At 60.8% G+C, this 25,931-nt stretch carries 25 protein-coding genes and 2 pseudogenes; 16 read left to right on the top strand and 11 right to left on the bottom strand.

Translation table 11 applies throughout. The features are described from left to right. The first annotated feature begins 9 nt into the window (after nt 1–9). Nucleotides 10–1,377 (top strand): lactonase family protein, encoded by a 1,368-nt coding sequence (locus BW14_RS02450; RefSeq protein ID WP_258185072.1) that lies wholly within the window; start codon nt 10–12, stop codon nt 1,375–1,377. Next, nucleotides 1,368–1,943 carry a DNA-deoxyinosine glycosylase gene (locus tag BW14_RS02445; protein ID WP_241451218.1) on the top strand — a complete coding sequence of 192 codons (576 nt, stop codon included), beginning with the start codon at nt 1,368–1,370 and terminating at the stop codon, nt 1,941–1,943. The genes BW14_RS02450 and BW14_RS02445 overlap by 10 nt, the downstream gene beginning before the upstream one ends. On the opposite strand, the gene BW14_RS02440 is transcribed toward BW14_RS02445, so the two are convergent. Then, nucleotides 1,924–3,090 (bottom strand): type II toxin-antitoxin system HipA family toxin, encoded by a 1,167-nt coding sequence (locus BW14_RS02440; RefSeq protein WP_238566972.1) that lies wholly within the window; start codon nt 3,088–3,090, stop codon nt 1,924–1,926. The two genes, BW14_RS02445 and BW14_RS02440, sit on opposite strands and share 20 nt — an antisense overlap. Next, nucleotides 3,090–3,425 carry a helix-turn-helix domain-containing protein gene (locus BW14_RS02435; RefSeq protein WP_223847915.1) on the bottom strand — a complete coding sequence of 112 codons (336 nt, stop codon included), beginning with the start codon at nt 3,423–3,425 and terminating at the stop codon, nt 3,090–3,092. Before BW14_RS02435 ends, BW14_RS02440 begins: the two co-directional genes overlap by 1 nt. 239 nt (nt 3,426–3,664) lie before the next feature. Here BW14_RS02435 and BW14_RS02430 point away from each other — a divergent pair, with 239 nt between their 5' ends. Beyond that, nucleotides 3,665–4,642: an aldo/keto reductase family protein gene (locus tag BW14_RS02430; protein WP_044089932.1), complete on the top strand. Its 978-nt coding sequence runs from the start codon at nt 3,665–3,667 to the stop codon at nt 4,640–4,642. 21 nt (nt 4,643–4,663) lie between these two features. Here the strand turns inward: BW14_RS02430 and BW14_RS02425 are convergent, their stop codons facing one another. Both BW14_RS02425 and BW14_RS02420 read right to left on the bottom strand, forming a co-directional pair. Beyond that, nucleotides 4,664–4,882, bottom strand: a complete 219-nt coding sequence (locus tag BW14_RS02425; RefSeq protein ID WP_044089933.1) for a hypothetical protein — start codon at nt 4,880–4,882, stop codon at nt 4,664–4,666. Beyond that, nucleotides 4,879–6,495 carry a type VI secretion protein ImpB gene (locus BW14_RS02420; protein WP_140463865.1) on the bottom strand — a complete coding sequence of 539 codons (1,617 nt, stop codon included), beginning with the start codon at nt 6,493–6,495 and terminating at the stop codon, nt 4,879–4,881. Before BW14_RS02420 ends, BW14_RS02425 begins: the two co-directional genes overlap by 4 nt. A 390-nt stretch (nt 6,496–6,885) precedes the next feature. Here BW14_RS02420 and purF point away from each other — a divergent pair, with 390 nt between their 5' ends. The 4 genes from purF to BW14_RS02400 all read left to right on the top strand — a co-directional run bounded on the left by purF (nt 6,886) and on the right by BW14_RS02400 (nt 11,891). Beyond that, nucleotides 6,886–8,397 (top strand): amidophosphoribosyltransferase, encoded by a 1,512-nt coding sequence (gene purF / locus BW14_RS02415; protein ID WP_140463851.1) that lies wholly within the window; start codon nt 6,886–6,888, stop codon nt 8,395–8,397. A gap of 255 nt (nt 8,398–8,652) precedes the next feature. Further along, a complete protein-coding gene (purM, locus tag BW14_RS02410) occupies nt 8,653–9,699 on the top strand; it encodes a phosphoribosylformylglycinamidine cyclo-ligase (protein ID WP_140463849.1) in 1,047 nt (348 codons plus the stop codon). A gap of 107 nt (nt 9,700–9,806) precedes the next feature. Next, nucleotides 9,807–11,078, top strand: a complete 1,272-nt coding sequence (gene purD / locus BW14_RS02405; protein WP_044089937.1) for a phosphoribosylamine--glycine ligase — start codon at nt 9,807–9,809, stop codon at nt 11,076–11,078. Nucleotides 11,079–11,177: 99 nt separating this feature from the next. Then, a complete protein-coding gene (locus BW14_RS02400) occupies nt 11,178–11,891 on the top strand; it encodes a C40 family peptidase (RefSeq protein ID WP_044089938.1) in 714 nt (237 codons plus the stop codon). A gap of 106 nt (nt 11,892–11,997) precedes the next feature. Here the strand turns inward: BW14_RS02400 and BW14_RS02395 are convergent, their stop codons facing one another. Both BW14_RS02395 and BW14_RS02390 read right to left on the bottom strand, forming a co-directional pair. Then, nucleotides 11,998–13,566: an aldehyde dehydrogenase family protein gene (locus tag BW14_RS02395; protein WP_140463845.1), complete on the bottom strand. Its 1,569-nt coding sequence runs from the start codon at nt 13,564–13,566 to the stop codon at nt 11,998–12,000. 42 nt (nt 13,567–13,608) lie between these two features. Continuing rightward, nucleotides 13,609–16,137 carry a glycoside hydrolase family 2 TIM barrel-domain containing protein gene (locus BW14_RS02390; protein ID WP_181161795.1) on the bottom strand — a complete coding sequence of 843 codons (2,529 nt, stop codon included), beginning with the start codon at nt 16,135–16,137 and terminating at the stop codon, nt 13,609–13,611. 6 nt (nt 16,138–16,143) lie between these two features. Here BW14_RS02390 and BW14_RS11850 point away from each other — a divergent pair, with 6 nt between their 5' ends. Beyond that, nucleotides 16,144–16,365 (top strand): hypothetical protein, encoded by a 222-nt coding sequence (locus tag BW14_RS11850; RefSeq protein ID WP_181161796.1) that lies wholly within the window; start codon nt 16,144–16,146, stop codon nt 16,363–16,365. A gap of 261 nt (nt 16,366–16,626) precedes the next feature. On the opposite strand, the gene BW14_RS02385 is transcribed toward BW14_RS11850, so the two are convergent. The 3 genes from BW14_RS02385 to BW14_RS02375 all read right to left on the bottom strand — a co-directional run bounded on the left by BW14_RS02385 (nt 16,627) and on the right by BW14_RS02375 (nt 21,100). Then, the gene (locus tag BW14_RS02385; protein ID WP_140463841.1) at nt 16,627–18,699 is read right to left on the bottom strand and encodes an LTA synthase family protein; all 2,073 of its coding nucleotides are present in this window, start codon (nt 18,697–18,699) and stop codon (nt 16,627–16,629) included. A gap of 278 nt (nt 18,700–18,977) precedes the next feature. Next, on the bottom strand, nt 18,978–19,904 hold the full coding sequence (locus BW14_RS02380; RefSeq protein WP_140463839.1) for a metal ABC transporter solute-binding protein: 927 nt from the start codon (nt 19,902–19,904) through the stop codon (nt 18,978–18,980). A 299-nt stretch (nt 19,905–20,203) separates the two neighbouring features. Beyond that, entirely contained in the window at nt 20,204–21,100 is an 897-nt protein-coding gene (locus tag BW14_RS02375; RefSeq protein ID WP_258185037.1) for a hypothetical protein, read from the bottom strand. A 52-nt stretch (nt 21,101–21,152) separates the two neighbouring features. Between BW14_RS02375 and rpmB the strand changes: the two genes are divergently transcribed. From rpmB to BW14_RS02335, 8 genes are all read left to right on the top strand, one after another. Continuing rightward, nucleotides 21,153–21,392 (top strand): 50S ribosomal protein L28, encoded by a 240-nt coding sequence (gene rpmB / locus BW14_RS02370; protein ID WP_044089944.1) that lies wholly within the window; start codon nt 21,153–21,155, stop codon nt 21,390–21,392. A 164-nt stretch (nt 21,393–21,556) separates the two neighbouring features. Then, nucleotides 21,557–21,727 carry a 50S ribosomal protein L33 gene (rpmG, locus tag BW14_RS02365; protein ID WP_044089945.1) on the top strand — a complete coding sequence of 57 codons (171 nt, stop codon included), beginning with the start codon at nt 21,557–21,559 and terminating at the stop codon, nt 21,725–21,727. A gap of 15 nt (nt 21,728–21,742) precedes the next feature. Next, nucleotides 21,743–22,048 (top strand): 30S ribosomal protein S14, encoded by a 306-nt coding sequence (rpsN, locus tag BW14_RS02360; RefSeq protein ID WP_140463837.1) that lies wholly within the window; start codon nt 21,743–21,745, stop codon nt 22,046–22,048. A 29-nt stretch (nt 22,049–22,077) separates the two neighbouring features. After that, the gene (locus BW14_RS02355) at nt 22,078–22,200 is read left to right on the top strand and encodes a 50S ribosomal protein L36 (RefSeq protein ID WP_003813936.1); all 123 of its coding nucleotides are present in this window, start codon (nt 22,078–22,080) and stop codon (nt 22,198–22,200) included. Further along, nucleotides 22,200–22,367, top strand: coding sequence for a 50S ribosomal protein L32 (gene rpmF, locus BW14_RS02350; RefSeq protein WP_094667360.1), 168 nt, complete (start codon nt 22,200–22,202; stop codon nt 22,365–22,367). Before BW14_RS02355 ends, rpmF begins: the two co-directional genes overlap by 1 nt. Nucleotides 22,368–22,466: 99 nt before the next feature. Then, nucleotides 22,467–24,092 carry a metal ABC transporter solute-binding protein, Zn/Mn family gene (locus BW14_RS02345; protein WP_140463835.1) on the top strand — a complete coding sequence of 542 codons (1,626 nt, stop codon included), beginning with the start codon at nt 22,467–22,469 and terminating at the stop codon, nt 24,090–24,092. Nucleotides 24,093–24,334: 242 nt separating this feature from the next. Next, a complete protein-coding gene (locus tag BW14_RS02340) occupies nt 24,335–24,808 on the top strand; it encodes a Fur family transcriptional regulator (RefSeq protein WP_258185036.1) in 474 nt (157 codons plus the stop codon). 81 nt (nt 24,809–24,889) lie between these two features. After that, complete coding sequence (locus BW14_RS02335; RefSeq protein WP_181161797.1) at nt 24,890–25,237, top strand: lectin-C; 348 nt, start codon at nt 24,890–24,892, stop codon at nt 25,235–25,237. A gap of 318 nt (nt 25,238–25,555) precedes the next feature. Here the strand turns inward: BW14_RS02335 and BW14_RS02330 are convergent. Continuing rightward, nucleotides 25,556–25,660 (bottom strand): annotated as a pseudogene (locus tag BW14_RS02330) (class C sortase); the annotation flags it as partial. A 41-nt stretch (nt 25,661–25,701) separates the two neighbouring features. Next, nucleotides 25,702–25,931, bottom strand: a pseudogene (locus tag BW14_RS02325) (IS256 family transposase); the annotation flags it as partial.

Here is a 25,931-nt window from a genome sequence, read left to right as displayed (position 1 = left end):
TTGAATGTCATGGCTCATGACGTGGATGACATGGATACCCGTAATGGGGATATGACACTTGCAGTCGGCGGGTTTGGCGCTCTTCGCGGCTCATCATGCCCCGGCATCGAGGCGCTGACGTTGCACACATCGATTGACGACGATGGCATGACGCAGGCAGTGTCGTTGCACAAGGAGGGAGTTCTGGCCGACGTGCCCTCCCCCACGTGGATTACGCGTGACGGTGACACATTGTATGCCGTATTGGAGGACACCAATGAGGTGGCGTCATTCCGCATCGATTGGGATGGCGGCACTGTCTCCGATGCCGACACCGTTGACACCGATACCGTCGCCGGCCCGCGTACAACCGCGCTGTCTTTGACTGAGCTGTCCCGTGTGCCGACTCCGGGCAGCAGCCCGACCCACGCGGCGGTAGCTGTGGACGATCTGGGTGGGAAGCATCTTATCGTGGCCAATTACGCCGATGGCCATGTGTGCGTGCATCCCATCGCCGCCGACGGCTCTGTGCTCGAGGCCACACAGGTGCTTGCCGGTAAAGGGCGCGGACCGCTTCCCGCTCAGGAAGGCCCCCATGCGCATTGGATTCTGCCCTTACAGGACGGCCACGTGCTGTCCACCGATCTGGGTGCTGATCGCATCTATGTGCATCGTTGGGAGCATGGCAGGCTTGAGCGAACCGGCGAGGTACCGATGGCATCCGGCACCGGTCCGCGCGACCTTCATCTGCTGCCCGTTCCGGGCGCGGCGGATGCTGCGGCGAACGGCTCCGATTGGCGTGTGGCCGTGGTCGGCGAGTGGGCGAATACGGTGACGCTACTCGGCTCGGAGAATGCCACCGGCGCACTCGACACGAATGACGACACCGCCAGCATCAAGGTGTTGCAGACCGTCGATCTTGGTGGCGATCCGCTGGATCAGGCGGCTTCTTTGGCCTTCGTACCGTGGTCTGCTCTGCGGCGCGGCGAATCGGATGGAGACGCGGACGGCAATGCATCAGGCTCCGGAGACGGAGACGACAACAAACATGATGCCGGCAATGCGGCGGTGGCTGCTGCCGTGCACGATATCTCGCAGCACAACGACATCTCCGGAATCGCCTATGTGGGTCTGCGCGGCTCGGAACGTATCGTGGCGTTGGCATGGGACGGTGAGCGCCTGTCCCGTCTTGCGCCGGAGGACGAGCCGGGTTGGCGCGGGCGCGGCGTCGACTGCGGCGGCAGCCGTCCGCGGCACATCCTGCCGGTCGGAAACCTCCTGCTCGTGGCGAACGAGGTGTCGAACGGCCTGACGGTCTTCCATCTGGCTTCGGACGGCGAGCCGACACGGGTCGCCGCTCTTCCCTCCGGCTCCCCGACCGTGTTCGTATGCCTGTGAAACGCAGTACAGCCATGGACAGCCGTGTGGAACATCATGTGAAACATGTGGAGCATGGATTCGGGCCGGTGTGGGACGGCACGTCACGTGTGCTGGTGCTGGGATCGATGCCGAGTCCGAAGTCGCGCGAGGAGTCGTTCTACTACATGCATCCGCGCAACCGGTTCTGGCCTGTGATGGAGGCGATATTCACCGACCCGGCCAATCCGACGGACGTCGCGGGCGATACGCCACAGTCGCGACGCGGGTTCGCCCTGCGGCATCACGTCGCGTTGTGGGACGTGATTGCCTCGTGCGACATCATGGGCGCGTCCGACGCGAGCATCCGCAACGCCGTGCCGAACGATCCGGCGCCAATCCTCGCTACCGCGCCGATCACACGCATCGTCACGACCGGTGCCAAGGCCGCGCAACTGTATCGCCGTCTCATCGCTCCGACGTTGGCGGCGGACGGCATCGACGTGCCGATGACGCCGCTGCCCTCGACCAGCCCGGCCAACGCCTCGATGAGCCTCGACCACCTCATCGCCGTCTACCGTGAGGCGTTCATCCCATACTTGCCATGAATCCCGCATCGGCCACACGCTCACGGATGTCCTTGGCTATGGAGATGCACCGCGCACGGGCGATGCCGGAGCGTGTGCCGACCATCGTCAGATCATCAATCGTGATTCCCCGCCCTTTACCGTTCACGGCGGTGGTGTGTTCGCCGTTGATTCCGGGGTTTTCGGTCAGATCGTAGCCGGGAGACAGATGCCACTCCCCTTTGTCTCGGTCATACAGGTATGAGAAGTTCTTGGCATGATCATCCCGGTTGCCGATGAATACGTTGAAGCACATCAGCCTGTAGAGACGCTCGCAGTCCTCCACGCTGTTGCACAGGCGCATGGTAAGCCGCATCAGCAGACCGTAATCGAGGTTGGCGAGACGGTGGGAAGTCTCCAACAATCCTCCGGCCGAAACCATATGAATCTTCGTTCGTGAGTGGTTCGGCCCGCTCACTCGGTCGAACCGCCGAGTACCGAAATACCCGGCGCACCGCTTCGATGGGAACAGCCGTGTTTCCGGCATGTCGATGCCGCAGGCGACCGCCAATCGGGAGATCGCATACTCCTGTTCGCCGATATTCGCGGGATCCATGGAGGACGGGAATTTGATGATCCATTCCTCGCCGTCGATTTCCGTCAGGATCTTGGGACGCGCACCTCCGGACGAACCGCCGAGGGCGAACAGTGTGTCTAGATCATCCGAAAAATCCGTTTCCAACAGGCTGGCGCATTCCGCTGCTATGTCGTCCAGATCCGTCGGGAATACGCTGTCATCCATCGATGCGGCCGGCTCGTACTCAAGCGCTCCCATGCCGCCGGCGCCCACGATCGACAATCGGGTCAACGGGCCGACCGAGAACGGATCAATACCGCGTTCCCGTAGCATGCGATCGGTCAGCAATCTTCCCCAACCATCCGGCATGCTGTCGTCGAACACCCCGAACATGCCGTTGAGCGGGTCTCGCTTGGCCACGAACACGCCGGATCGCAGTGGCAGCGACAGAGGGCTGATGCTGAATCCGGCAGTCAGCCAATCATGGTCGTAGGCGAATGCCAATGTGCGGGACGGAGCCATTGTGAGCCATCCCACGGTCATCCCGTCATAGATCACGCGCACACGATCCACGGTCGCGTCCAGGTTTCCCAGTTCATCGCGAGACATCATCACTGCGCTTTTCTGCCTTTCTCGCCAACCTTCCCGCCGACCACCTTGCCGGAGTCGCCACGTGCGGCGACGACGGCGTCGATGTCCCTGTAGTACGGGTGTGCGAACAGTCCTTCGAAATCGCCCTCGCATCCCAACGCGAAGGCTATGTTGATCAACGATGTCAATGAAATCTCATGTGACTGCTCGAACCGTCTGAGCGACGAGAGGCTGACACCCGACTTGGAGGACAACGCCGTTTGGGACATGCCATGCTCCTTGCGGCGCGCGACCATGCGACGTGCGATACCGGCGGACACATCACCCGGCATGACTTCATCCAGCAAAGTAAACATACCAACATATTAGCAATTTCCAGTTATTAGAAGCATTATTATTAATATATAGATAGTTTTTTATACTGTATTGTTCCAACGGCGCCTTGCGACACGCGAGGTGACGCGGTGCGGGTTTGCGTTCAAGTGCGGTTGAGGTGTTTCCATGGACGTGTTAGCGTTCACGGCCGGTTGCGACGGAGACACCCGATCGGCGCGTGGAACGCGGAACCGCAGGAGCTGCAAACGAAGGAGCATCAATGAAGTACCGCAGCGTGGGCAAGTCAGGACTGAAGATCAGCGAGATCGCACTGGGAAGCTGGGTGACGCAGCTGACGAACGACGCGCAGCTGGACACGGCGCGAGACATCGTACGACTCGCCTATGAGTCGGGCGTCAACTTCTTCGATTGCGCGGACGCCTATTCGGGCGGCGCGGCCGAGCGGTTCCTCGGCGAGGTTCTCAAGGAATACCCCCGCAAGGAGCTGGTCATCTCCAGCAAGGTCTTCTTCCCCACCGGCGAAGGCGTGAACGACCGCGGCCTGAGCCGCAAGCATATCTTCGAAAGCATCGACCAGACGCTGAAGAACATGCAGCTCGACTATCTGGACATGTACTTCTGCCACCGCTTCGACGAGACCACCGATCTGACCGAGACGCTGCGCGCCATGAGCGATCTGGTGGCGCAGGGCAAGGTGCTCTACTATGGCGTCTCCGAAGAGTGGGGCTCCGCCCGCCTCGAGGAGGCACAGCGCATCATCGACCGCTACAACCTCTACCCAATCACCGTGGTGCAGCCGCAGTACAACCTGCAGGACCGTTACATCGAGCATGAGATCATGGGCACCTGCCGCAAACTGGGCATCGGCATCACCACGTTCTCCCCGCTCGCACAGGGCCTGCTGACCGGCAAGTACCGCAAGGGTCAGCCGCTGCCGGCCGGTTCGCGCGCCACCTGGCAGTCCGATCACCAGATCAACGACCTGCTCACCGACGAGAACCTCGACAAGGTCGAGCGTCTGCGCAAGGTCGCCGAGGAGCTCGGCACGAACCTGCCGGTGCTGTCGATGGCGTGGATCCTGCAGCACCCGGAGATCAGCTGCGTGATCGCCGGTGCCTCCAAGCCGAGCCAGCTGGAGAACAACATCAAGGCCTCCGGCTTTGTGATCCCCGCCGACGCGATGGCCGAAATCGACAAGATCACCGGCTTCCACCGCTTCGAACGCCACGTGGGCTGATTCCGTCTCAGCCAGCCCACATCAGGCTCCGAAATCCGTATCGCCTTGGGCCTCGGCCTTGGCGATGCGGATTTCGGCGTTTTTCGCCACCTGTTCGATGACCTGGTCATAGCCGGTCAAGGCGGCGAACGGCATGAACTGGGCGGCGCGGTTGTGACGGGACATCTGCGGATGCCGGCGTGAGACATGATGCGGCAAATCGATGATGTCGTCGTAACGGTGAGTCTCCTGCAGCGTCATGCGCTATGGCCTCCGATCTGCGTATTGCGCGCGATGCCGGTGGCGCCGTCCTCCAGATCCATGGCCTTGATGACGGCATTGCGACCGAAGCGTCGCTTCACATCAAGCAGTGTGCGTTGGATGTTCTGCTCTCCTTTCCCTCCAATGCCATTTTCCGGTTGCTCCGCTGAACCGTCACCGCCGTCATCCGCCCCATCGCCGCCCAACCCAGCGCCCGACGGCTCGTCGGCGAACAGATCGAGCTGCTCATACCGCTTGCCGACCGCCAGCTCATCAAGCGTGGCCAGATCATCGGCGATAACGGTCAGCCGACGCACCAACAGCATCGGGTTGGCGATGCGCTCGAACAAGGAGGCCATGGACGGCCGGATGCTGGCCGCGGATGACGTGAATCCCTCCAATCCGATGGAACCGACCGACGGTTTGGGCACCGCACGCCCATAACGGTCATAGGAGACGTCACCCTGATAGTGATTCTTGGCGTACTCCGCCATCCGTCGCATCGATTTGTCCTCGCAGCCGTCAAGTTTCCGGGGATTCAGGCTGCCGATGTCATAGCCGATGGCCAATGTCAGGCGATTGGTCCTGACACCTTTGGCCTCAAGATCAAGCGCCAGCGCGTCCGCCATCTCCTTGACGATAAGTCGGGCCGTACGCCAGTCGGCCGGCCCGGTGAGCACCTGCCCGATGCTGGTGCTGTGCCCATCCGGTTCATATGACTTAATATCCGCGATGGTGCACGACTCCCAGCCCCACGCATGGTCAATCAGCAACTCGGCGTTCACGCCGAACATGCGGTACAGCAAATCCTCGTTGTAGTAATCCGAAGCCCGCCCCACCGAGCAACGGGCGATATCCCCCATGGTCAGCAGGCCGGCATGCTCGAGTTTGCGGGCATAGCCTCGCCCCACCCGCCAGAAATCAGTGAGCGGCCTATGGTTCCAGAGCAATCGACGATACGACATCTCATCAAGCTCCGCCACCCGCACGCCGTCCTTGTCGGCCGGCATATGCTTGGCCACGATATCCATGGCGATTTTGGCCAGATACAGGTTGGTGCCGATGCCCGCCGTGGCGGTGATACCCGTCTCGGCGAGAATCTCCCGCACGATGGTCATAGCCATCTCATGCGGCGTCATCTTCAAGGCACGCAGGTATGGCGTCGCATCGATGAACACCTCATCGATCGAATACACATGGATGTGTTCGGGAGCCGCGTATTTCAGGTATATGCCGTAGATCTTCCCGCTCACCTGCAGGTAATGCGCCATGCGCGGTTTGGCGATGATCATCGAGGCCTTGAGCGATGCGCATGCCGCCAGATCATTGGCGTCGCAGGACTCTCCGATGAATCGGCCCGTAGGCGTATGGAGGGCGCGCTCCATATTGACCGCCGCCAGACGCTGCTTCGCCTCGAACAGACGCGCGCGCCCCGGAATGCCATACGCCTTGAGCGACGGCGAGACGGCCAGACATATGGTCTTGTCGGTGCGGCTCTCGTCCGCCACCACCAGGTGCGTGGTCAATGGGTCCAGATTCAGCGCCGCGCATTCCACGGAAGCATAGAAGGATTTGAGATCGATTGCGAGATACGTATGTGTCTCCCGAACCATCATCCGCCTCCCTTCGGTCGCATCCCTTATGATTTCCAGGCACGCCCATGATACCAAAACAGTCGAACATTTGTTCGATATGTTCGTGTCGAACCCGAGAATCAGACGACCCGCGCCAAACCTCCCCAACCAACCTCCCGAACCCACCCACCTCAGCGCAAGAAATCCCGGAAATCATCCCACTCGTCCCGGAATCCTTGCACTACGCCAGCTCCAGCGCAAGAAATCCGGGATGATGGGGACGATTCCCCGAAATCCTTGCGCCGGGACAGCGCCACTCGACCCGAGGAGGAAGAAAAGAAGACCATGCACCCCACAACACGGCGATGTAGCCGCCGATTGGTAGGGTTGACAGATAGTTAACCCCCTGTTTGAAAAAGGAGCTTTGGCTTGTCGGCTGAACTCGAAGACATTCATGAGGAATGTGGCATCTTCGGCGTGTGGGGACACCCTGACGCCGCCCGGCTCACCTATTTCGGCTTGCACGCATTGCAACATCGCGGCCAGGAAGGCGCTGGCATCGTCTCCAATGACAACGGCCATCTCATCGGCCACCGCGGCCTCGGCCTGCTCACCCAGGTGTTCGGCGACGAGCGGGAAATCGAGCGGCTCAAAGGCAACCGCGCCATCGGCCACGTGCGCTACGCCACTGCAGGCTCCGGCACCACGGACAACATCCAGCCGTTCATCTTCCGCTTCCATGACGGCGACGTGGCCCTGTGCCACAACGGCAACCTGACCAACTGCCCGTCATTGCGCCGCAAGCTCGAGGATGAAGGCGCGATCTTCCATTCGAATTCCGACACCGAAGTGCTCATGCACCTCATCCGTCGATCCCTGCAGCGCACCTTCATGGACAAGCTCAAGGAAGCGCTCAACACCGTGCACGGCGGCTTCGCCTACCTGCTTATGACCGAGAACGCCATGATCGGCGCACTCGACCCGAACGGCTTCCGCCCGCTCTCCCTCGGCAAGATGAAGAACGGCGCCTACGTGCTCGCCTCCGAAACCTGCGCGTTGGACGTAGTCGGCGCCGAGCTGGTGCGCAACATACGCCCCGGCGAGATCGTGGTGGTCAGCGACCACGGCTACAAGATCATCCAGTACACCAACAACACGCAGCTGGCCATCTGCTCGATGGAATACATCTACTTCGCCCGCCCGGATTCCGACATCTACGGCATCAATGTGCACTCCGCCCGCAAGCGCATGGGCGCGCGCCTCTTCGCCGAGGCCCCCGTGGATGCGGACATGGTGATCGGTGTGCCGAACTCCTCGCTCTCCGCCGCATCCGGTTACGCGGAGGCAGCCGGGTTGCCCAACGAAATGGGTCTGATCAAGAACCAGTATGTGGCACGCACCTTCATCCAGCCCACGCAGGAGCTGCGCGAACAGGGTGTGAGGATGAAGCTGTCCGCCGTACGCGGCGTGGTCAAGGGCAAGCGCGTCATCGTCATCGACGATTCCATCGTGCGCGGCACCACCTCCAAGCGCATCGTACAGCTGCTCAAGGAGGCCGGCGCGGCCGAAGTGCATATGCGCATCAGCTCGCCGCCGCTCAAATACCCGTGCTTCTATGGCATCGACATCTCCACCACCAAGGAGCTGATCGCCGCCAAGAAGAGCGTGGAGGAGATCCGCGATTACATCGGCGCCGACTCCCTGGCATATCTGTCGCTCGACGGTCTGGTGGAATCCATCGGGCTCAACGCCGACGCGCCCTATGGTGGTCTGTGCGTCGCCTACTTCAACGGCGACTACCCCACCGCCCTCGATGATTACGAGGCCGACTTCCTCAAGTCGCTCACCCCGGAAGATCGCGTGCGGCTGCCGGAATTCGCGCTGTACAAGAGCAAGTACGTCGGCAACGAGTACAACACCGTGCAGCCTGAAGCCGTGTAGCCTCGTTGCCGCGCGCCATCGCCCTGACTACCTGAACTACCTGACTACCCCTCAGTCAGCTTCCGCTGACAGCTCCCCTGACAAGGGGAGCCGGATAATATCGAAACCAATCTCTTCAGACCTCCCCTGACAAGGGGAACCGGATGATAACGGAACCGATCTTCAGATCTCCTTGACAGGAGAACCTGATACATGAAACCAGCTCTGCAGACGGCTTCCCCATCAAGGAAGCCGGAATACTAGAAAGGCCCATTCATGCCAAAAGCATATGAGAACGCCGGCGTAAGCGTCGAAGCCGGATACGAAGTCGTCAACCGCATCAAGTCGCATGTGGCACGTACCGCACGTCCCGGCGCAGGCGGCATCGGCGGTTTCGGCGGTCTGTTCGACCTCGCCTCCCTTGGCTATAAGGAACCGGTGCTGGTTTCCGGCACGGATGGCGTGGGCACCAAGCTCATGGTGGCCAAGATGATGAACAAGCATGACACCATCGGCCAGGACTGCGTGGCCATGTGCGTCAACGACATCCTCGCCCAGGGCGCCGAGCCGCTGTTCTTCCTTGACTACATCGCCTGCGGCAAGAACGATCCGGCCCTGCTCGAGCAGGTCGTCAAGGGCGTGGCCGACGGCTGCGTGGACGCCGGCGCCGCACTGGTCGGTGGCGAAACCGCGGAAATGCCCGACATGTACGATGCCGACGAATACGACTTGGCTGGCTTCACCGTCGGCGTCGTGGAAAAGTCGAAGATCATCGATGGCAGCACCATCGCCGAGGGCGACGTGCTCATCGGCCTGCCCTCCTCCGGCATCCACTCCAACGGCTACTCCCTGGTGCGCAAGATCCTGTTCAAGGACCACGACCTGACCGTCGATTCCAAGCCCGAAGAGCTGGGCGGCGAAACGCTGGGCGAGGAGATCCTGAAGCCCACGCGCATCTACGCGAAGCCGCTGAAGCCCCTGTTCGCCGGCGACGACCTGCTGCACGGCGTGGCGCACATCACCGGTGGCGCGTTCGTGGAAAAGGTGCCGCGCATCATCCCCGAAGGCCTCGCCGCCGCGTTCGATATCACCAGCTGGGACGTCCCGCCAATCTTCCGCCTGCTGCAGAACCTCGGCAATGTCGATGAACTCGAAATGTACAACATCTTCAACATGGGCATCGGCATGGTGCTTATCGTCGCCCCCGACAAGGTGGCCGAAGTCGAACGAGTGCTTGACGCCGAGAACGAGAAGCACTACACCGTCGGCAAGATCGTCAAGGACGTCGACGGCACCCGCGTTCAGCTGCACAAGGGCATGTGATCCCCGAAGGGTCCTGGAGTAAAGAACTCCAGGACCCCAGCATGCTCGCACCAGCGAGCATAACCCCGTATAGACTTTCAGCAGAATCAGGAAAGGACACAATAAGGATGGGTCAGAAGGTTCTGGTCATCGGTTCCGGTGCGCGCGAACACGCCATCGCCCACACCCTGCTCAAGGGCTCCAGCGTCGATGAGGTCACCGTGGCTCCGGGCAATCCGGGCATGGTCGGCGATGGTATCCGCATCACGCAGCTCAGCCAGTCGAATCACGCCGCGCTCATCGAGTTCGTGCAGCAGAACGGGTATGACTGGGTGTTCGTCGGCCCTGAAGTACCGCTGATCGAAGGCATCGTGGACGATTTCGCCAAGGCCGGCATCAAAGCATTCGGCCCGAACAAGGCCGCCGCCCAGATCGAGGGTTCCAAGGACTTCGCCAAGCAGCTCATGGCGCGTCACAACATTCCCACCGCCAAGTACCAGACCTTCAGCGATCTGGAACTGGCCAAGGAATACGTCAACGAACATGGCGCCCCCATCGTCATCAAAGCCGACGGTCTCGCAGCCGGCAAGGGCGTGACCGTGGCCATGGACCTGCACACCGCCATCCGAGCGCTCGAAGACATCTTCGTCGACCATCGTTTCGGCTCCGCCGGAGCCAAAGTCGTCATCGAGGACTTCCTCGAAGGCCAGGAATTCTCCCTGATGAGCTTCGTCAACGGCACCGAATTCTGGCCTATGCCCATCTCCCAGGACCACAAGCGCGCCCACGATGGCGACGAAGGCCCGAACACCGGCGGCATGGGTGCCTATAGCCCCGTGCCGCAGATTCCCCAATCCGTCATCGACGAGGCCATCGACACCATCGTGCGTCCGACCGTCGAAGGCATGGCCGAGGAAGGCACCCCGTTCACCGGCATCCTCTACGCCGGCCTGATCGCCACCGCCAACGGCCCCAAAGTCATCGAATTCAACGCCCGCTTCGGCGACCCGGAAACCGAAGTCGTGCTCCCCAAGCTCACCTCCGACCTCGGTGCCGGCATCAGCGAGATCCTCAACGGCGGGACTCCGGAATTCACTTGGGATGAAACCAATGCCACCTTGGGCGTCGTCCTCGCATCCAAGGGATATCCGGAGCATGTCATCAAGGGCGCGCGCGTCCCTGAAATCCCCGTCGATGAGGACTCCCACGTCTACTATGCCGGCGTCGTCTCCGACGGCAAGGGCGGACTCGTCGCCGATTCCGGCCGCGTGCTCCTCGTCGAGACCTCCGCCCCTGACATCAAGTCCGCGCAGGACAAGGTGTACTCGATCATCGACAAACTGGATTGGCGGGGGATGTTCTATCGCCACGACATCGGTTTCAAAGCCCTGAATGACTGATTACGGAGCGTCCTCGGCGTTGCCCCTGTACCTTTCGCGTGAGGTACAGGGGCAACGCTATATTGGTAGGCAGTTTGTGTGGAAGGAATCATTGCATCCATGGTGACCATCAATCACGTCGGCACGTTCGCCGCATCAGCTGCCTGCATCGCTGCTCTCGCACTTCCGCTGGGCTTTGTCCCCATGGCCAACGCAGCAGACAGTGCCTCCGGAGCTGTCTCTTCGGCTCGTGCGTTTCCTGCTTACAAATCCACCAAGCGCATCACCGTCGGCGTGGAATCGACGTCCACCGACAGCAACGGCGACTGGGGCGATGTCGAATCATTGAATGTGCCTCAAACTCAGTCCCAAGCCGAGAAGGACGCAGCCGCAGAGCAAGCCCAGGCCGCTCAGGCAGCTCAGGCAGCTGCGGATTCCGCCGCCGAGGCAGCCAGCCGCAGCGCATCCCGCACCGCCGTCGCAGCCAATGACGTGCCTGTCTCCGGAAATGCCACCGATCTCGTCGCGTTCGCATTGCAGTTCCAGGGAGCCCCATATGTCTATGGAGGCACCACCCCCGATGGCTGGGATTGCTCCGGTTTCACCCAGTACGTGTTCGCCCACTTCGGCATCAGTCTGCCTCGTATCGCTGCGGACCAAGGTTCCGCAGGCACGCTGGTCACCGATCCGCAGCCCGGCGATTTGATGATCAGCGCCACGCACGCCGGCATCTACATCGGCAACGGTCTGATGATTCATGCCATGACGCCGGCGCAGGGCACGCAGGTCACTGCGGTGATGAGCGGTATGAGCTATTACCGTGTGCTGAAGTAAGTTGAAGTAATCAGCACAACGTTCGCGCACAGGAATGGGGGATGCATGATGACATACATCCCCCATTCCATATCCTTCCATATCCAGCTATGGCCTCGACTCGAACTCAGCTCAATGCAATGATGCAATCGACGATCCGGGTACGCCAAGCATTGAACGGTGGATACACCGCCTGCATCGTATCAGGCCATTGAGTCTTGGAGACCACCGTCTTGATATGGCTGAACGTCTCGAACCCGGCCTTGCCATGGTAGGAACCCATGCCCGAGGCCCCCACGCCGCCGAACGGCAATCGGCTGGACAGCAGCTGCGCCAACGTCAATGAATATCCCAGAGACCCGGACGACGTTTCACGCTCGAACGCCAGACGGACAGACCGGTTACGGGAGAACACATAGGCAGCCAGCGGGCGTGGACGGCTGTTGATGAAATGAATGGCCGCACGCGCATCCTTGACCACCAGAATCGGCAGAATGGGACCGAAAATCTCCTCCCCCATCACAGCCGCATCCGGTTGCGTGCCGAACAGCACCGTGGGTGCCATATACCTTGTGGCGCGGTCGACCACGCCACCGCACATCACACGACCCGCCGGATCCATAACGCCGGGCACTGTAAGGATGTCGGCATGCCCGTCACGTTTCGCCTTTTCCCCATCGGTCGTCTCATCCGCGCGGGCGGCGGTGATACGACGACCGACCATGTCCACTGCAGCACCGACCACTGACGCCACCTGCACCAGCGGAGAGCTCGGCTCCTCAGCTGGCACGGTACCGGCCGGCAGCAGCTTGCAGAGCCGCTCGATATGGCGATTGTTGACGATCCGCCCATAGTCCGACGACACAGCGGGATCCTTGCCGAAGAATTCGCCTATCGCCACACCGATGCGTTTGGCCAGCACCTCGGCGATATCCGGTGTAGCCAGCACATAATCCGGCGCAACGCAGGTCTGCCCGGCATTGGAGAATTTGCCCCACGCGATGCGTCTGGCCGCCACGTTCAGATCGACGGAACCATCCACGAAGCATGGCGATTTGCCGCCGAGCTCCAACGTGACCGGCGTCAGGTGCTGCGCCGCCGCAGTCATCACGATTCTTCCGACACGCTCGCCACCGGTGTAGAAGATATGGTCGAACGGCTGGTCGAGCAGTTCACCGGTCTCCTTGGCGCCCCCTTCCACCACGGCGACCGCTTCCGCATCAAGATATTGCGGCAGAAGCTGCGCGATGAGTTTCGACGTGTTGGACGCCAGCTCCGACGGCTTGACACATACGGCATTGCCCGCAGCGAGCGCATCGGCCAATGGCTCCAACGCCAGCAACGCCGGATAATTCCACGGTGCGATGATCAGCACCACACCCTTGGGCTCGGCGATCGTCCACCCTGCGGCGGGCTGCAGAGCCCACGGCATCGGCACCGGGCGTCGGGCCGACCAGATCCCCATCCGATTGCGCACGAAACGCGCTTCGGAGACTATCAAGTCAAGCTCCATCAGCACGGTCTCCATGGCGGGTTTGCCCAGATCGGCGGTCTGCGCAGCCACGAAATCCTGACGGTGCTCATCAATCAGGCGTCGCAACGCATCGAGTTGCGCGCGGCGCCAGGCAAGCGGACGCGTGCGCCCAGAGGCATATGCACGCTTGAGATTGGCGAAGGCATCGGTTCCAGTGGTCATGTCAAGGCCTTTCAGATAAGTGCGCGTCATCGGCATCGCGCATCACGGTTCATACGATTCATACGCCCTGTTTTCGGCCCGCCATATGGCCTGCGCCCGACCGAAGTACGTGGTGCAGGTGTTGCCGGCGAGTTCATCGAAGGTGATGGGATTGGCACTGGCCGCCCCGAGCAACGTGGCATGGGCGAGTACGGCATTCAGTTCCGCATCGGCGTTCGACACATGGGTTGGCACGCCGCCCTCATGCCGTGAAACACTCTGTGAAACATATGCTCGATCTCTGCCGCCCACCGGCTTCCCCTCAGGTGCATCTACGAGCACACTGCCATCCTGAAGCACGGTGATGGCGCGATCATCGGTGACGTGCACTTCGCCTTTCGCGTCCGTAAGCGCTATGGATTCATAGACCAGCTCCTCGCCGTTCCATCGAGGATCGTCTCGCGGATATGGGTTGGGAACCCGTTCGAATACCGTGGTGACCATGAATTCCCGACCGGCCGAGGTCAGCGAACTGTCGGCTATCGGCTGTCCTCCGCTGTCATAGGCCGTCGCGGTGATCGTACCGGGCTCATACGGGACCCGGAATTCCGCCATGCACCGGCGCACCGGCGCACGTCCGACATGACGTCCGTTCAGCGACAGTTCCACGCTTCTGCCACCCGAATACACCTGGACTATGGCTTCCCGCCCCTCATATCCAGCCCATGACCAGCTGGCTACACCGTCATGCCCTCGCTCTATGAACCGCGCGGTGCGACCGACGCGGGATGAGGATGAACCCGCTCCATACAGCAGCTGCATGGGACGTACGGTGATGGCCGGGGTGCGCCGCATACCGGTGACGATCTGCCGGTACAGCATCTGTCCGGTCGGCTCGCCGGTAATGTCGATAAGACCGGAGCCGCCCAACAATCCCGGATACCGTCGGTATGGGCCGGTCAGATGGCCGCGCAAAGCCATATGGTCGCCGTATTGGCACATCCAACCGTATGGCTCCGGATTCGAATAGGCCCATGCGCTGACCGACGCTTCGCCGATGTAATCCCAGCCGGTCCACACGAAGTCGCCGATCATGTACGGCAGCCGTTGAGCGGTGGACCACGTATCGATGATCTCCTGCGGATAGGTCTCGCTGGCGCAGAACACCCGGTTGGGATGCCGGCGGTGGAACCATTCGGGCCCCTGGCGGCAATAGTTCAACCCCGCCACATCCACTTCATCGAACACCGCATTGCTCTGCCGATCCATGATGCCGGTGGCGAGCGCAGCCGGCATGAGTCTGTCGATGATCGACAGCATGATCGGTCCCGAGGCGTGTTCGAGTGTGGTGTTGAGCCCCGGTTCCCCTTCCACTGTGATGTCATGCTGGTCCATGCCGGCCTTGGTTTTCGCGGCTATGGACAGCGAAATCGGGTTCACGCAGTCGATGATCGGGCGGCTGGTGTCCAGAGAACGGATGATGGCGCGCATGGATCGCGCCGCGTCGGCGGCACGCGGTGACTTGGTATCCGCAATCTCATTGCCTATGGAATACAGCACCACGCTGGGATGGTTGCGGTCCTTGCGGATCATCGATGCCAGATCGTCGGCGTAATGGTCGCGGAAATCACTGGCGTAATCGTAGCTGGTCTTGTGCATCCACCACATGTCGAACGCCTCGTCCATAACGAGCAGTCCCACTTCATCACAGGCGTCGAGGAACGCCTTGGACAGTGGGTTGTGCGCCGAACGGACGGCGTTGAAGCCTTGTTGTTTCAGTATGCGCGCGCGGCGAAATTCGGCATGCGGCATGGTGGCGGCGCCGAGGATGCCGTTGTCGTGATGCACGCAGCCACCGTTGAGCAGTGTGCGCCTGCCGTTGAGTCGCAAGCCATGCGTGGCGTCGCAGGTCAGGGTTCGGATGCCGAACCGTTCGGTATGGGTGTCGAGCAATATGCCGTCATCGGCATGCAATTCGATGAGTGCGGTATACAATGTGGGCGAATCCGGCGACCAGAGTCGAGCATCCTCAATGGTGCCAATGGTGCCGCTCCCCTCCTGGAATTGGGCCGCGACCTCTCCCTGCGCATCGATGATGGTGACATCGAGATACTGACCGAGGATGAGTGGATCGTCAAGGGCAATCGTCACCGTGGCATTGACGTGGTAACCGGTCGGCGCCTCGGCCATGTCATCAACGACAAGGGCCTCGATATGCACGCCATCCGGTCGAATCGCATCCGCGCTCTCGGCGGTCCACAGCCACACCGGCCGGTAGATTCCCGAGCCTGAATACCAACGCGAATTGGGAATATCGGAGTTGTCCACTACCACGGTCAGCGTATTGGTTCCGGGCTTCAGCAATGCCGCGATGTCGAGATAATAGTCACCGTATCCATACGTCAGCTCGCCCGCCAAAGTGCCGTTGACCATCACCGTGGCATGCGGGTACACGCCCTCGAATTCCAGCAGGCATGAGGCTGGCGGACGACCGTCGAAACGTAACGTGGTGCGGTATTCATACGTGCCGCCCGGATAGTAACCGGTATTGTATCCGTTCGCAGTATCCGGATCGCGATGCTCGTGAATCATCGCGTCATGGGGCAACGTGACCGACTGCCATACTCCGGAACCTTTGCCGCCAATGCTCCGAAACTGCCACTGGGAATTGATATCGACGCGCCGCATAGCCTTATTGTAGGCCAGCAGCACCGAATATGCGCGATGCGCACGATTGCGGCAGAAACAACCACCGCTGAAAAGACGTCAGCACAAGAAATTCCCGAAACAAACCCAATCGTCGAGAAAACCTTGCACTGAACCAACCTCAGCACAAACAATTCCCGAAAAACCAGCCCACTGGGCTGTGGGCTTTACGGCAACGTCACAGCAATATCGGACGGGCTACGCCCGCACTTTACTGACTCGCCTGTCGGCTCGCCACACTGCCTACGGACAACCCACCGGGTTGTCCGCTTTACGGCAGTGCTACAGCAACTTCGGACGGGCTACGCCCGCGCCCTGCTGACTCGCCTGTCGGCTCGCCACACTGCCTACGGACAACACACCGGGTTGTCCGCTTTACGGCAGTGTCATGAAATCGGTGTTTTTGAGGTAGTTTTTGCCGGCGGTGATGTCGTATTGGATGAGCTTGTAGTCGGCGAGCAGCTGCTTGGTCCCCTCGTCGAAGTCCTCGGTGGACATCGGCTCGCCATCCTGGTCCAGATAGATGCTCTGGCCTTCGGGGATGCGCTCCCAACCCTGGATCTGGTTGACCACCGGTGGCTCCATGGCGGCGATCTTCGCGTGCATCTCAGTCAGGAACGCCAGATACGGCGACACCTTGGCGTCCATATGCTCGGCGGCCTGGGCCACGAAGAAGTTCGGTGAGGAATAGGCGGCGTCATCGGTCTTGACGCCCTGGGTGCCGGACGCCTTGTTCGACCAGATGAAGTAATCGGTCAGATGCAGGGCCAAGGAGTTGCCGTCATCCTGGCTGGCCGAGGAATAGATGCCGGGCAGGTGGTCGCCGTAGAACACCACGGTGACCGGCTTGTCCAGCTTGTCCAATTCGTCCAGGAATTCCTTCGTGGCCTGATCGGTGATCGACGCGCCCTTCTGATAGGTTTCGATCGACTCCTGCTCATCCTTCTCCAATGGCGTGCCGGTGGTGGATTCGACGGTGAAGTCGTTGTCCTTGTACCACTCGTGGTAGGGCATGTGGTTCTGCATCGTGATGATCTGGATGAACTTGTTCGCGGTGCCGTCCTTGATGCCCTCAAGCGCCGAATCGTACGAGGATTTGTCGGAGACATAGGGCGAATCGTCGATCTTGTCCTGGTATTTGATCACATCAGGGCCGGTCAGCGTATAGAAGTGCGAGAATCCGAACTTCTTGTAGTTCGTGGCGCGTGAATACATGCTCGACTCGTAGGGGTGGTAGCCAAGCGAATTCGCGGGCGCGCCCCACATCTGGTTGATGGTGGGCGCCCAATGAGCGCCGGGCACCAGCTGCTGGTACGGGCTGGTGAGAGAGGAGTCGAAGTTGGCCATCGACAGGCCGGTCAACCCCATGTATTCGAGGTTCGCGGTGCCGCCGCCATAGCCCGAGGAGAGCATCAGACCCGAGGTCGTGTTCTCCTTGATCTTGCGGATATTGGGCATGGAGTCCTTGTTGACCTTCAGCCCGGGCACACGGCTCGGGTCGGAGAATGATTCGGACAGCACGTACACCACGGTGGAATCGTTGAGATTGTTGGCGCGGGAGGCGTTGATCCGCTTGGCCTCCTGCTCGTAGCGCGCCGCCACCTCCTTCATGGTCTGCTCGGAATAGTCGCCCGGCTTATCCATGATCTTGGGGTTGACCTGACGGGTGAAGGCCACGAGCGGGCCGTTGCGCTGCGCATCATAGACCGAATCCCACATGGAGGGCTTGTCGCCCATGCCCAAGGAGAGCTTGTTGGCCCAGGAATCCGTGGTGCTCACCTGCATGCAGTACAGGGAGAAGGCAAGCAGTGGCAGCAACAGCAGAATCAACCGGGAGGCGAAGCTCAGCCCCATGTTCCCGGTGCGGATCATACGGCCTTGGCGCCCATCGAAATGACGCAGCACCAGAATAAGCGCCACCAATGCGATGAATGCGCCCAGCGCCACCAAAATGGTCACGTGGGCCCCGGCCGGGATGAAGGTGAGCATGTTGCCGGTGTTGGTGCCGAGGAATCCGAGATCGGCGGGCAGGATAGCCTCATATCGGATCTCCACCTTGAAATGCTCGATCGCGGCCACGAAGATGCCGGCCGCGAGGATCACGATGCTGGCCGTCCAGAACCGGTTGAACAGCATGAGCAGCGCCAGATACAGCAACCCGACCAATATCACGTTCAGCAGGAACACGAAATTGCCGTCGGTCCACATTTTGCTGACGAATCCGAAGCCGACCGTGGGGCTGGAAAGCTGCACACGCGTGGAGCTGGAGGAGACACCCACTTCGAGCGCCGCCACGGCGATGATGTCGAATACGAGGAACAGCACGCCGTACAACCAGCCGGGGAACGGCTTGTGCGGGTGCTTCGGGGTGACTTCGTCCGCCTCGGCCCGGTTCTCCCAGAGCCGCCAACGGAACTTCGATGTGGTGTTACTGGTGTTCTCGCTCATTCGCCTGCAGTTTACCTATTGTTTCTTCAATATTTCCAAAGGGCTATTGTTACCGCACAACCTTGGGGAATCATGATCATGCGACGATTCTTTACGGTTCTCTGACTCCTCAGAATAGTGCAAAGGGTGCCTCGGCATAACCGAAGCACCCGTATACAAGGAGCCTTCCCCAATAGCTCGCGTTCTCACTATCCCTATGCGAACCGCGCTATTCGATCGGCTTATTGATTATGATCACGCACCGTTGTGTCTGTTGCGCATTACCGCCTGTCGCCAAGTCACTTCACTGCGGCGGCGAACTGATCGACCAGGGCATCCATCCAGTCGAGCAGGTTGTCGTATTCGGACGGCATCTGTTCGGTGAGTTCCACGATCGGCACGTTGGCATCCTTGGCCGCACCGGTGATCTGATCGGTGGTGGAGTTGGCCTCCTGGGAGTTGAAGACCAGCATCTTGATGGAGCCGCCCTTCAGCGCGTCCTGGAAGTCCTTGATGTCGGCCGGGGTCGGCTCGCTCTCGTTGGCGGAGGCCTGCGCATAGCCCTTCGGCGTGGCGTCGCTCATCTTGAGGTCGTCGGCCAGATACCACGCCACGGATTCAGTGGCGGCATAGGGCAGGTTCGCCGTCTTGGCGGACGTCTCCTTGATCTTGGACTCGAGCTTGTCCTCCTTGGCGTGCCAGTCCTTGTTGAGCTGAGCGTAGTCGTCCTTGTTGTCCGGGTCGGCCTTCTGATAGGCGGCGGTGATGGCGTCGGCGGTGGCGGAGCGGACCTCGGCGGAGAACCAGACGTGCGGGTTGTCGCCCTCCTTGATGCCGGCGGTTTCGGCGGCGTCAACCAGCGTGGCATTGGTGGACCCGGCCGCCTTGGATGCCCACGGGTCGTAGTCGGCGCCGTTGACCACAGCCACCTTGGCCGAGCCGAACTTGGCTACGTCCGCGGCCGTGGGCTCGTAGTCGTGCGCCTCCACGTTGGTCTTGGTCATGATATTGGTGACTTCGACGTTGTCGCCGCCAAGGTCGGCGGCCACCGAACCCCACTGGTTGATGGAGGCGACGACCTCGATCTTGCCGGAGGATGCGGCGGCGCTGGAATCGGACTTGGTGTTGCTGTCGGCGTTGCTGGAGCCGCAGGCGGCCATCGAGAACAGGGTCGCGGCAGCAGCCGCGACGGCGAATGCACGCTTGGCATTGGACATGATGGACATGGTTTGGGTTTCCTCTCTATTTCAACTGCCAGGCCGGGCGATGCTGATGCTGTTGCATCATCGCCCGGCCACCGAGACGACAGAATAACACATATTGAGAACTATTATCATTTGCATTTGTTTCGGCGTGTTCTCATTCGGCCGCGCGACCCGTCACAATCTTCAACACCCGGCCCTCCGTAACGCAGCAACACAGCAAAACACAGCATGACCAAGCAATGCCGAACGACACAGATCGCGATGCTCTCATCCACCTGACCTATTCACCCAATTCCAATCAGCCCTGCATCAGCGCGCACTCAGACACGTGGCACCGTTGCACCGGACGCCACACCCACCAGCTCCATCAGACTTACGGTATGGGCGTCCTCGCATATCAGCGCATCGCAGTCGGCTATAGCGCGAATGATGTCACGGCACCGGCACTCACCATCCGCATCCAGATGACGCGCCAAACAGCCGGCTCCGACCACCGGCAGCTCCAATACGCACGAAGACTCTCGAATCAGGCGGGAGACCACGGCACCAGTGGAGCGCTCATCATAGACGCCATCCTCCTCACCCAAGCCATAGAGACACAGCCGATCGTCGTCGAAGAACCGCTCCTCGAACTCGTCAAGACCCACCGCATTGGCGACGACACCGACGAACAACGGCATACTCCAGTCATCAAGGCGGAACAAATCCGTCAGATACTGCGCCACCAGAGAGCCCTCCAAACCGACCGGCAACGAGACAAGGAACGCCTCAGGCATGGTAAACGACAGGGATTCCGGCGACGCGGACGCGGAAATCCCCATAGCATCCGACAACCCATTCGACTCAATCCTTGGCGGCACTTCCGATCCCACCCCGACACCTGTTGCAAACGCCGAGCATATTGACTTCAGCACGCGTCCGACGTCATGCTTCACCGTGCAACTCATGCAGCATTCCTCCAAGGCGAACGAGTCGGTCTTCCCGAATGCCAGATCGTCGGCTCGCGGTCGAGTAATCGTACGCACGATGTCCAGCCCGGACTCGACGGCGGCATTCGGACGCACGTCATAGGCGATCGAGCATATGGACGGACAGGAATCAGCCAACGAAAACGCAACGGCATCAAGACTGAGCCGATCCGCCCCTGTGAGCAGCACCACCGGCACGCCAGCGCCGCGTTCCGCGTTTCCCAATGATTGCAATACCGGATGAATCATAACGACCTTTCTTTTTGATAATGGTTATCATTATGGTGTATAGTCTGCAATCATGTCCAAACAATGTCAAATCCTGGGCACGCATGCCTCCACCGGCAATCGCGTCTCCCATTCGCATCGGAAAACCAAACGAACCTTCTCGCCTAATCTGCAAACGAAGCGGTATTGGGCCCCGTCTCTGGGACGCACCATCACACTCACCGTGAGCGCCAAAGGCATGAAGACCATCGACCGCATCGGCATCGAAGCGGCGCTCGCTCGCATCCGCCGCAACCAGAACGTCAACCGATGACTCGCGCCCGATACTCGCTCGGCAGACACTGGCTGCTCGACGCGGGCGACGCTCATCAGCCCTGCGATGCGCACTCGGCAGGAAACCATTAGGCACCCAACAGCCATCCGTCAGATACCTGAGATGCAACCAACAGACAACCAATAGAAAGCAGTCGAAGCATCATGTCAAGCAAATCATCGGAGATCAGACCGGTCATCACCCTTAAATCCACGGCGGGAACCGGCTTCACCTACACGACCCGCAAGAACCGACGCAACACGCCGGACCGACTCGAACTGCTGAAGTTCGACCCGGTGGTGCGCAGGCGCGTCGTCTTCCGGGAATCGCGCTGAACAGGAGGAAATCCCATGGCCAAAACCAGCAAAATCAACCGACAAATGCAGCGCGAACGCATCGTGGCGAAATATGCCGAACGGCGAGCGCAATACAAGCGGGACAGCGTCAACCCGCACCTGCCGCCCGAGGAACGGGCCGAAGCCATGCGCAAACTGCATGCGCTCCCCCGCGACGCCAGCCCGACCCGCCTACGTAACCGGGACTCCATCGACGGGCGGCCGCGAGCCTTCAACCGCAAGTTCGGGCTTTCGCGCATCAATCTGCGCGAAAAGGCGCATAAGGGCGAATTGCCCGGCGTAGTGAAATCAAGCTGGTGACCCACAAACCGTAGATAAGAAGCAACACCATGAAAGTCAAATCCTCCATTCGATCGCTGGCGCGTAAGGACGGCTCCTACGTCGTCCGGCGCCGCGGACATCTGTACGTCATCAATAAGAAGAATCCGCATTGGAAAGCGAGGCAAGGCTGATGGCACTGCCGAAATACCGGACCTCACGGTCGCACACCCGCTCACGCCGAGCCAATTGGAAGGCGAAAGTTCCACAGTTGGCCACGGTCACCACACCGGAAGGCGAAGTCGTCCAGGTTCCCCAGAATCTGGCCGCAGCCGTACGGAAGGGGTATATGAAGCCCTAATGTCCCGCGTGTCCTGCGTCGGAAATGTGTTGACAAGCAGAGCACACCCAGAAACTGAACAATCAGAACAATACGAACAATCAGGTAGAAAGCCCAAACATGACTAACCCAAACGCTAGCCAGCCCACACCCGAAACCAATCCCGATGCTCGCGCAGCCATCGGCGAACGCCGCAAGCCAATCATCGCCGCCATCGCCGCATTCTGCGTCGGCGCGCTGCTCGCCGGCGGCATTGTCGGCGGATTCGCCTACGCAAGACAAGGCCAGACGTCCGGCGGTGAGCCCGGCGGCAGCACCACGGCGACGGCTGCGGATTCCTGCGACACGACATTCACCGTGGTCGCCTCGGTGAATCAGTGGGGTTCGCTTGCCGAGCAACTCGGCGGCTCCTGTGCCGAAGTCACTTCGCTGATCAACTCGACCTCCGCCGATCCGCATGATTACGAGGCCACCGCCTCGGACCTCGCGAAGCTCGCCAAGGCCGACATCGTGGTGCTCAACGGCGCCGGATACGACGGCTGGGCGGAAAAGGCTCAGCTTAACCCGGACAAGCAGACCATCGTGAACGTGGGCGACCTCATGGGCATCACCGCCACCGAGGAGCACTCCCACGAGCATGAGGAAGGCGAGGAAGGCGAGGAGGGTCACCACCATCACCACGGCTCCACGAACCCCCACGTGTGGTTCAGCCCCGAAGGCGTGCTCAAGGCCGCCGAGGCAATCAACGACGCCTACGTGACCAAGGCAGGCGAGAACTCGAAGACCGCCGCCACCGTGCAGCGCCACTTCAACGAGTGGAACGGCGAGTACGCCGACTTCGTCGCCCTCGTGAACAAGGGCCGCGCCGCGGGAGTCGAACGCAACTACGTGGCGACCGAGTCGATCATCAGCTACCTGCTCGATTACATCGGTGCGACCGACAAGACCCCCGAAACCTACACCAACGCGATGAACAGTGAGTCCGAGCCGTCCGCCGCCGACCTCAAGAACGCGATGGACATCGTCGCCAGCGACGACGTGGACATCCTCGTCGTCAACCCGCAGGAGATGGGCGGCTTCGCCAAGAAGCTCAACGAAGCCGCGCTCTCCAGCAACAAGACGATCATCTCCGCCACCGAACAGCTGCCCGAAAACCAGAAGACACTGCTCGGCTGGCTCACCCTGATCGCCAAGCAGGCGCTGGCCACCGACACCACGAACGGCTTCTTCCTCACGCAGGACGTCAAAGACCGCACCCTGTCCGATTACGAGGGCGAATGGCAGTCCGTATACCCGTACCTTCAGGACGGCACACTCGACACGGTGATGGAGGCAAAGGCCAAGAAGGGCGACATGACCGCCGAGGAGTACAAGCAGTACTACGACACCGGATACAAGACCGACGTGGAGAAGATCGTCATCACGGGCAACCAGATGAGCTTCACCCGCGACGGCAAGACCGCTACCGCCACCTACCAGTACGACGGATTCAGAATCCTCGACTACGCCAAGGGCAACCGCGGCGTAAGGTTCCTGTTCACCGCCACCGGCGACGTGCCCGAGGGCGCACCGAAGGTCGTGCAGTTCTCCGACCACGGCATCGCGCCGGGCAAGTCCGCCCACTTCCACATCTTCATGGGTGACTCCTCCCAGGAGGAGACCCTGAAGGAGATGGACAACTGGCCCACCTACTACCCGGCGTCGATGAGCGGCGAGGAGATCGCCACGGAGATTCTGGCGCACTGAGCCATACCCGCGGCGTCGTCCCGAGCCGGCCCCTGAACCACCACTTGCGCCCCGATCGGAAACATGTTTCTCCGCCGATCGGGGCGCATCATCATGTCTCGCCATTCTTCGGGCACGACGGCACCGGCGCACCGGACCGGCGCGACCATGGCGTCAGGTTCGCGGATTTCCCGCACAACCATCCGACTTGCCTTCTAAACGATAACCACTATCATTATCCAATGGGAGAGGAGGGGAATACAGTGACCAATCACGACGGACAACAGCGCGACGAGCGCGCGGAGTCGCCCAACCCCCGCATCACCAGACCGCGCATGCTGATCGAGCAGACACTGTCGGAGTTGTCGCGCTTCGCCACCGCTCAGGAGATCACCGACATCCTGCGCAACCGAGGCACGCGCATCGGCACCACCACCGCATACCGGAATCTGCAGATGATGGCCGGCCAAGGAAAACTCGACATCATTCATCTCGACGGCGAAACCCTGTACCGCGCCTGCACCGACCATCGTCACCACCACCACATCATGTGCCGGAGTTGCGGGAAGACCATAGAAATCGAGATTCCAGGGCTGGAACAGTGGATCGATCAGGCGGCGGCCAAACTGCACTACATCAACGTCGCCCATGAGCTGGAAATCTACGGCCTGTGCCCCCGCTGCGCGCAGAAGGTCATCGACAGTGCCCACGACGGCGACGGGCAGCGAAACCGGTAACCACTTTCACTAACTTCCACACGCACCGCGCGCGTCTTATCCTTTCAATCGAAAACCATGGACACATTGAAAGGAAAACTTATGACCATCAAAACCATCGACCAGCACGCCTACGAAATCGTCACCGAGGAAGGCACCTTCGCCGTCTGCAAGGACACGCTCGCCAAGTTCGACATCTCCGCCCACGAGCACGGCGTTGCCGCATGCGGCTGCTGCGGCTGCTGCCTGACCGGCGACTGCTGCGACGACAACGACTGCATGCACGGAACCGACGAGCAGTGCGAGGGCAAGGCCTGCATTCACACCTGCCACGAGAACCGCGAAGGCCACGAGTGCGCCTTCTGCCACCTCGCCTTCGACACCAACGAGAAGTGCCACGAGGAGATCCTCGCCGATCTCAAGGAGCTGAAGGCCGAACTCGCCGCCTGAAAAACGATTTGTCCGGCCCGTGCGATGAGTGAATTCATCGCGCGGGCCGGGGCCACAGGCCGTGCACCCCTTCCCTTCCAAGCGGGCGTCCCCCGTCATTTAAGAGAGGTACCCCCCTCAGAATGACGAGGGACGCCCGCTATGCATACGCCGCGATTACGCGCGATGCCGCGCACGGATCGACGCCCTGCACGAACCGGCGCTGCATACAAACCCCGAGCCGCCGCCCAAAACGATGAGAAACACCACAATCCCCGCCATCGTCGGCACCGATTCGCGCCGTGTTGCGCTTTCCCCTCCCCCACGTGAATCGGAAGGCACGCGGACACCCGATACGAGAAGCCTATGGGTGTTCACCCCATACGGGGTGCAGGTCATCAGCGTGACGCGGTCCTCTCCGGGAACAATCAGCAGTTGCGTCGAGCTTGTCAAATTGTTTGTGTTTGGGGTTTTGTTTTTGTTTTTTAGAGGTATGGTTCCATGCGTTCGGGATACGCGGCGGCGAGTTGGGCCAGGGCCTGTTTCCAGTTGGTGGTGACCCGCCCCTCGATGAGACGGCATTCGCTTTTATGGCGTTTGCCTTTCCCGGTCTTCTCCCGTTGTCTGGCCCGTTTGTCCTCGATGTCGCAGATCGCGAGCCACAGGAGCTTGACGACGGCCTGGTCGTTGGGGAACTGGCTGCGGTTGCGGCCGG

The sequence above is a fragment of the Bifidobacterium sp. UTBIF-68 genome (assembly GCF_006408855.1).
Lineage (GTDB): Bacteria > Actinomycetota > Actinomycetes > Actinomycetales > Bifidobacteriaceae > Bifidobacterium > Bifidobacterium reuteri.
The sequence above is the reverse complement of the archived record's forward strand: the minus strand, read 5'-3'. Positions and strand labels throughout refer to the sequence as shown.

Bases quoted from the DNA above. Each gene is read 5' to 3' on its own strand.
- BW14_RS02450 (WP_258185072.1), top strand. From the start codon at position 10: ATGGCTCATGACGTGGATGACATGGATACCCGTAATGGGGATATGACA.
- BW14_RS02445 (WP_241451218.1), top strand. From the start codon at position 1,368: ATGCCTGTGAAACGCAGTACAGCCATGGACAGCCGTGTGGAACATCAT.
- BW14_RS02440 (WP_238566972.1), bottom strand. From the start codon at position 3,090: ATGATGTCTCGCGATGAACTGGGAAACCTGGACGCGACCGTGGATCGT.
- BW14_RS02435 (WP_223847915.1), bottom strand. From the start codon at position 3,425: ATGTTTACTTTGCTGGATGAAGTCATGCCGGGTGATGTGTCCGCCGGT.
- BW14_RS02430 (WP_044089932.1), top strand. From the start codon at position 3,665: ATGAAGTACCGCAGCGTGGGCAAGTCAGGACTGAAGATCAGCGAGATC.
- BW14_RS02425 (WP_044089933.1), bottom strand. From the start codon at position 4,882: ATGACGCTGCAGGAGACTCACCGTTACGACGACATCATCGATTTGCCG.
- BW14_RS02420 (WP_140463865.1), bottom strand. From the start codon at position 6,495: ATGGTTCGGGAGACACATACGTATCTCGCAATCGATCTCAAATCCTTC.
- purM (WP_140463849.1), top strand. From the start codon at position 8,653: ATGCCAAAAGCATATGAGAACGCCGGCGTAAGCGTCGAAGCCGGATAC.
- purD (WP_044089937.1), top strand. From the start codon at position 9,807: ATGGGTCAGAAGGTTCTGGTCATCGGTTCCGGTGCGCGCGAACACGCC.
- BW14_RS02400 (WP_044089938.1), top strand. From the start codon at position 11,178: ATGGTGACCATCAATCACGTCGGCACGTTCGCCGCATCAGCTGCCTGC.
- BW14_RS02395 (WP_140463845.1), bottom strand. From the start codon at position 13,566: ATGACCACTGGAACCGATGCCTTCGCCAATCTCAAGCGTGCATATGCC.
- BW14_RS02390 (WP_181161795.1), bottom strand. From the start codon at position 16,137: ATGATTCACGAGCATCGCGATCCGGATACTGCGAACGGATACAATACC.
- BW14_RS11850 (WP_181161796.1), top strand. From the start codon at position 16,144: ATGGGGCAACGTGACCGACTGCCATACTCCGGAACCTTTGCCGCCAAT.
- BW14_RS02385 (WP_140463841.1), bottom strand. From the start codon at position 18,699: ATGAGCGAGAACACCAGTAACACCACATCGAAGTTCCGTTGGCGGCTC.
- BW14_RS02380 (WP_140463839.1), bottom strand. From the start codon at position 19,904: ATGTCCATCATGTCCAATGCCAAGCGTGCATTCGCCGTCGCGGCTGCT.
- BW14_RS02375 (WP_258185037.1), bottom strand. From the start codon at position 21,100: ATGATTCATCCGGTATTGCAATCATTGGGAAACGCGGAACGCGGCGCT.
- rpmB (WP_044089944.1), top strand. From the start codon at position 21,153: ATGTCCAAACAATGTCAAATCCTGGGCACGCATGCCTCCACCGGCAAT.
- rpmG (WP_044089945.1), top strand. From the start codon at position 21,557: ATGTCAAGCAAATCATCGGAGATCAGACCGGTCATCACCCTTAAATCC.
- rpsN (WP_140463837.1), top strand. From the start codon at position 21,743: ATGGCCAAAACCAGCAAAATCAACCGACAAATGCAGCGCGAACGCATC.
- BW14_RS02355 (WP_003813936.1), top strand. From the start codon at position 22,078: ATGAAAGTCAAATCCTCCATTCGATCGCTGGCGCGTAAGGACGGCTCC.
- rpmF (WP_094667360.1), top strand. From the start codon at position 22,200: ATGGCACTGCCGAAATACCGGACCTCACGGTCGCACACCCGCTCACGC.
- BW14_RS02345 (WP_140463835.1), top strand. From the start codon at position 22,467: ATGACTAACCCAAACGCTAGCCAGCCCACACCCGAAACCAATCCCGAT.
- BW14_RS02335 (WP_181161797.1), top strand. From the start codon at position 24,890: ATGACCATCAAAACCATCGACCAGCACGCCTACGAAATCGTCACCGAG.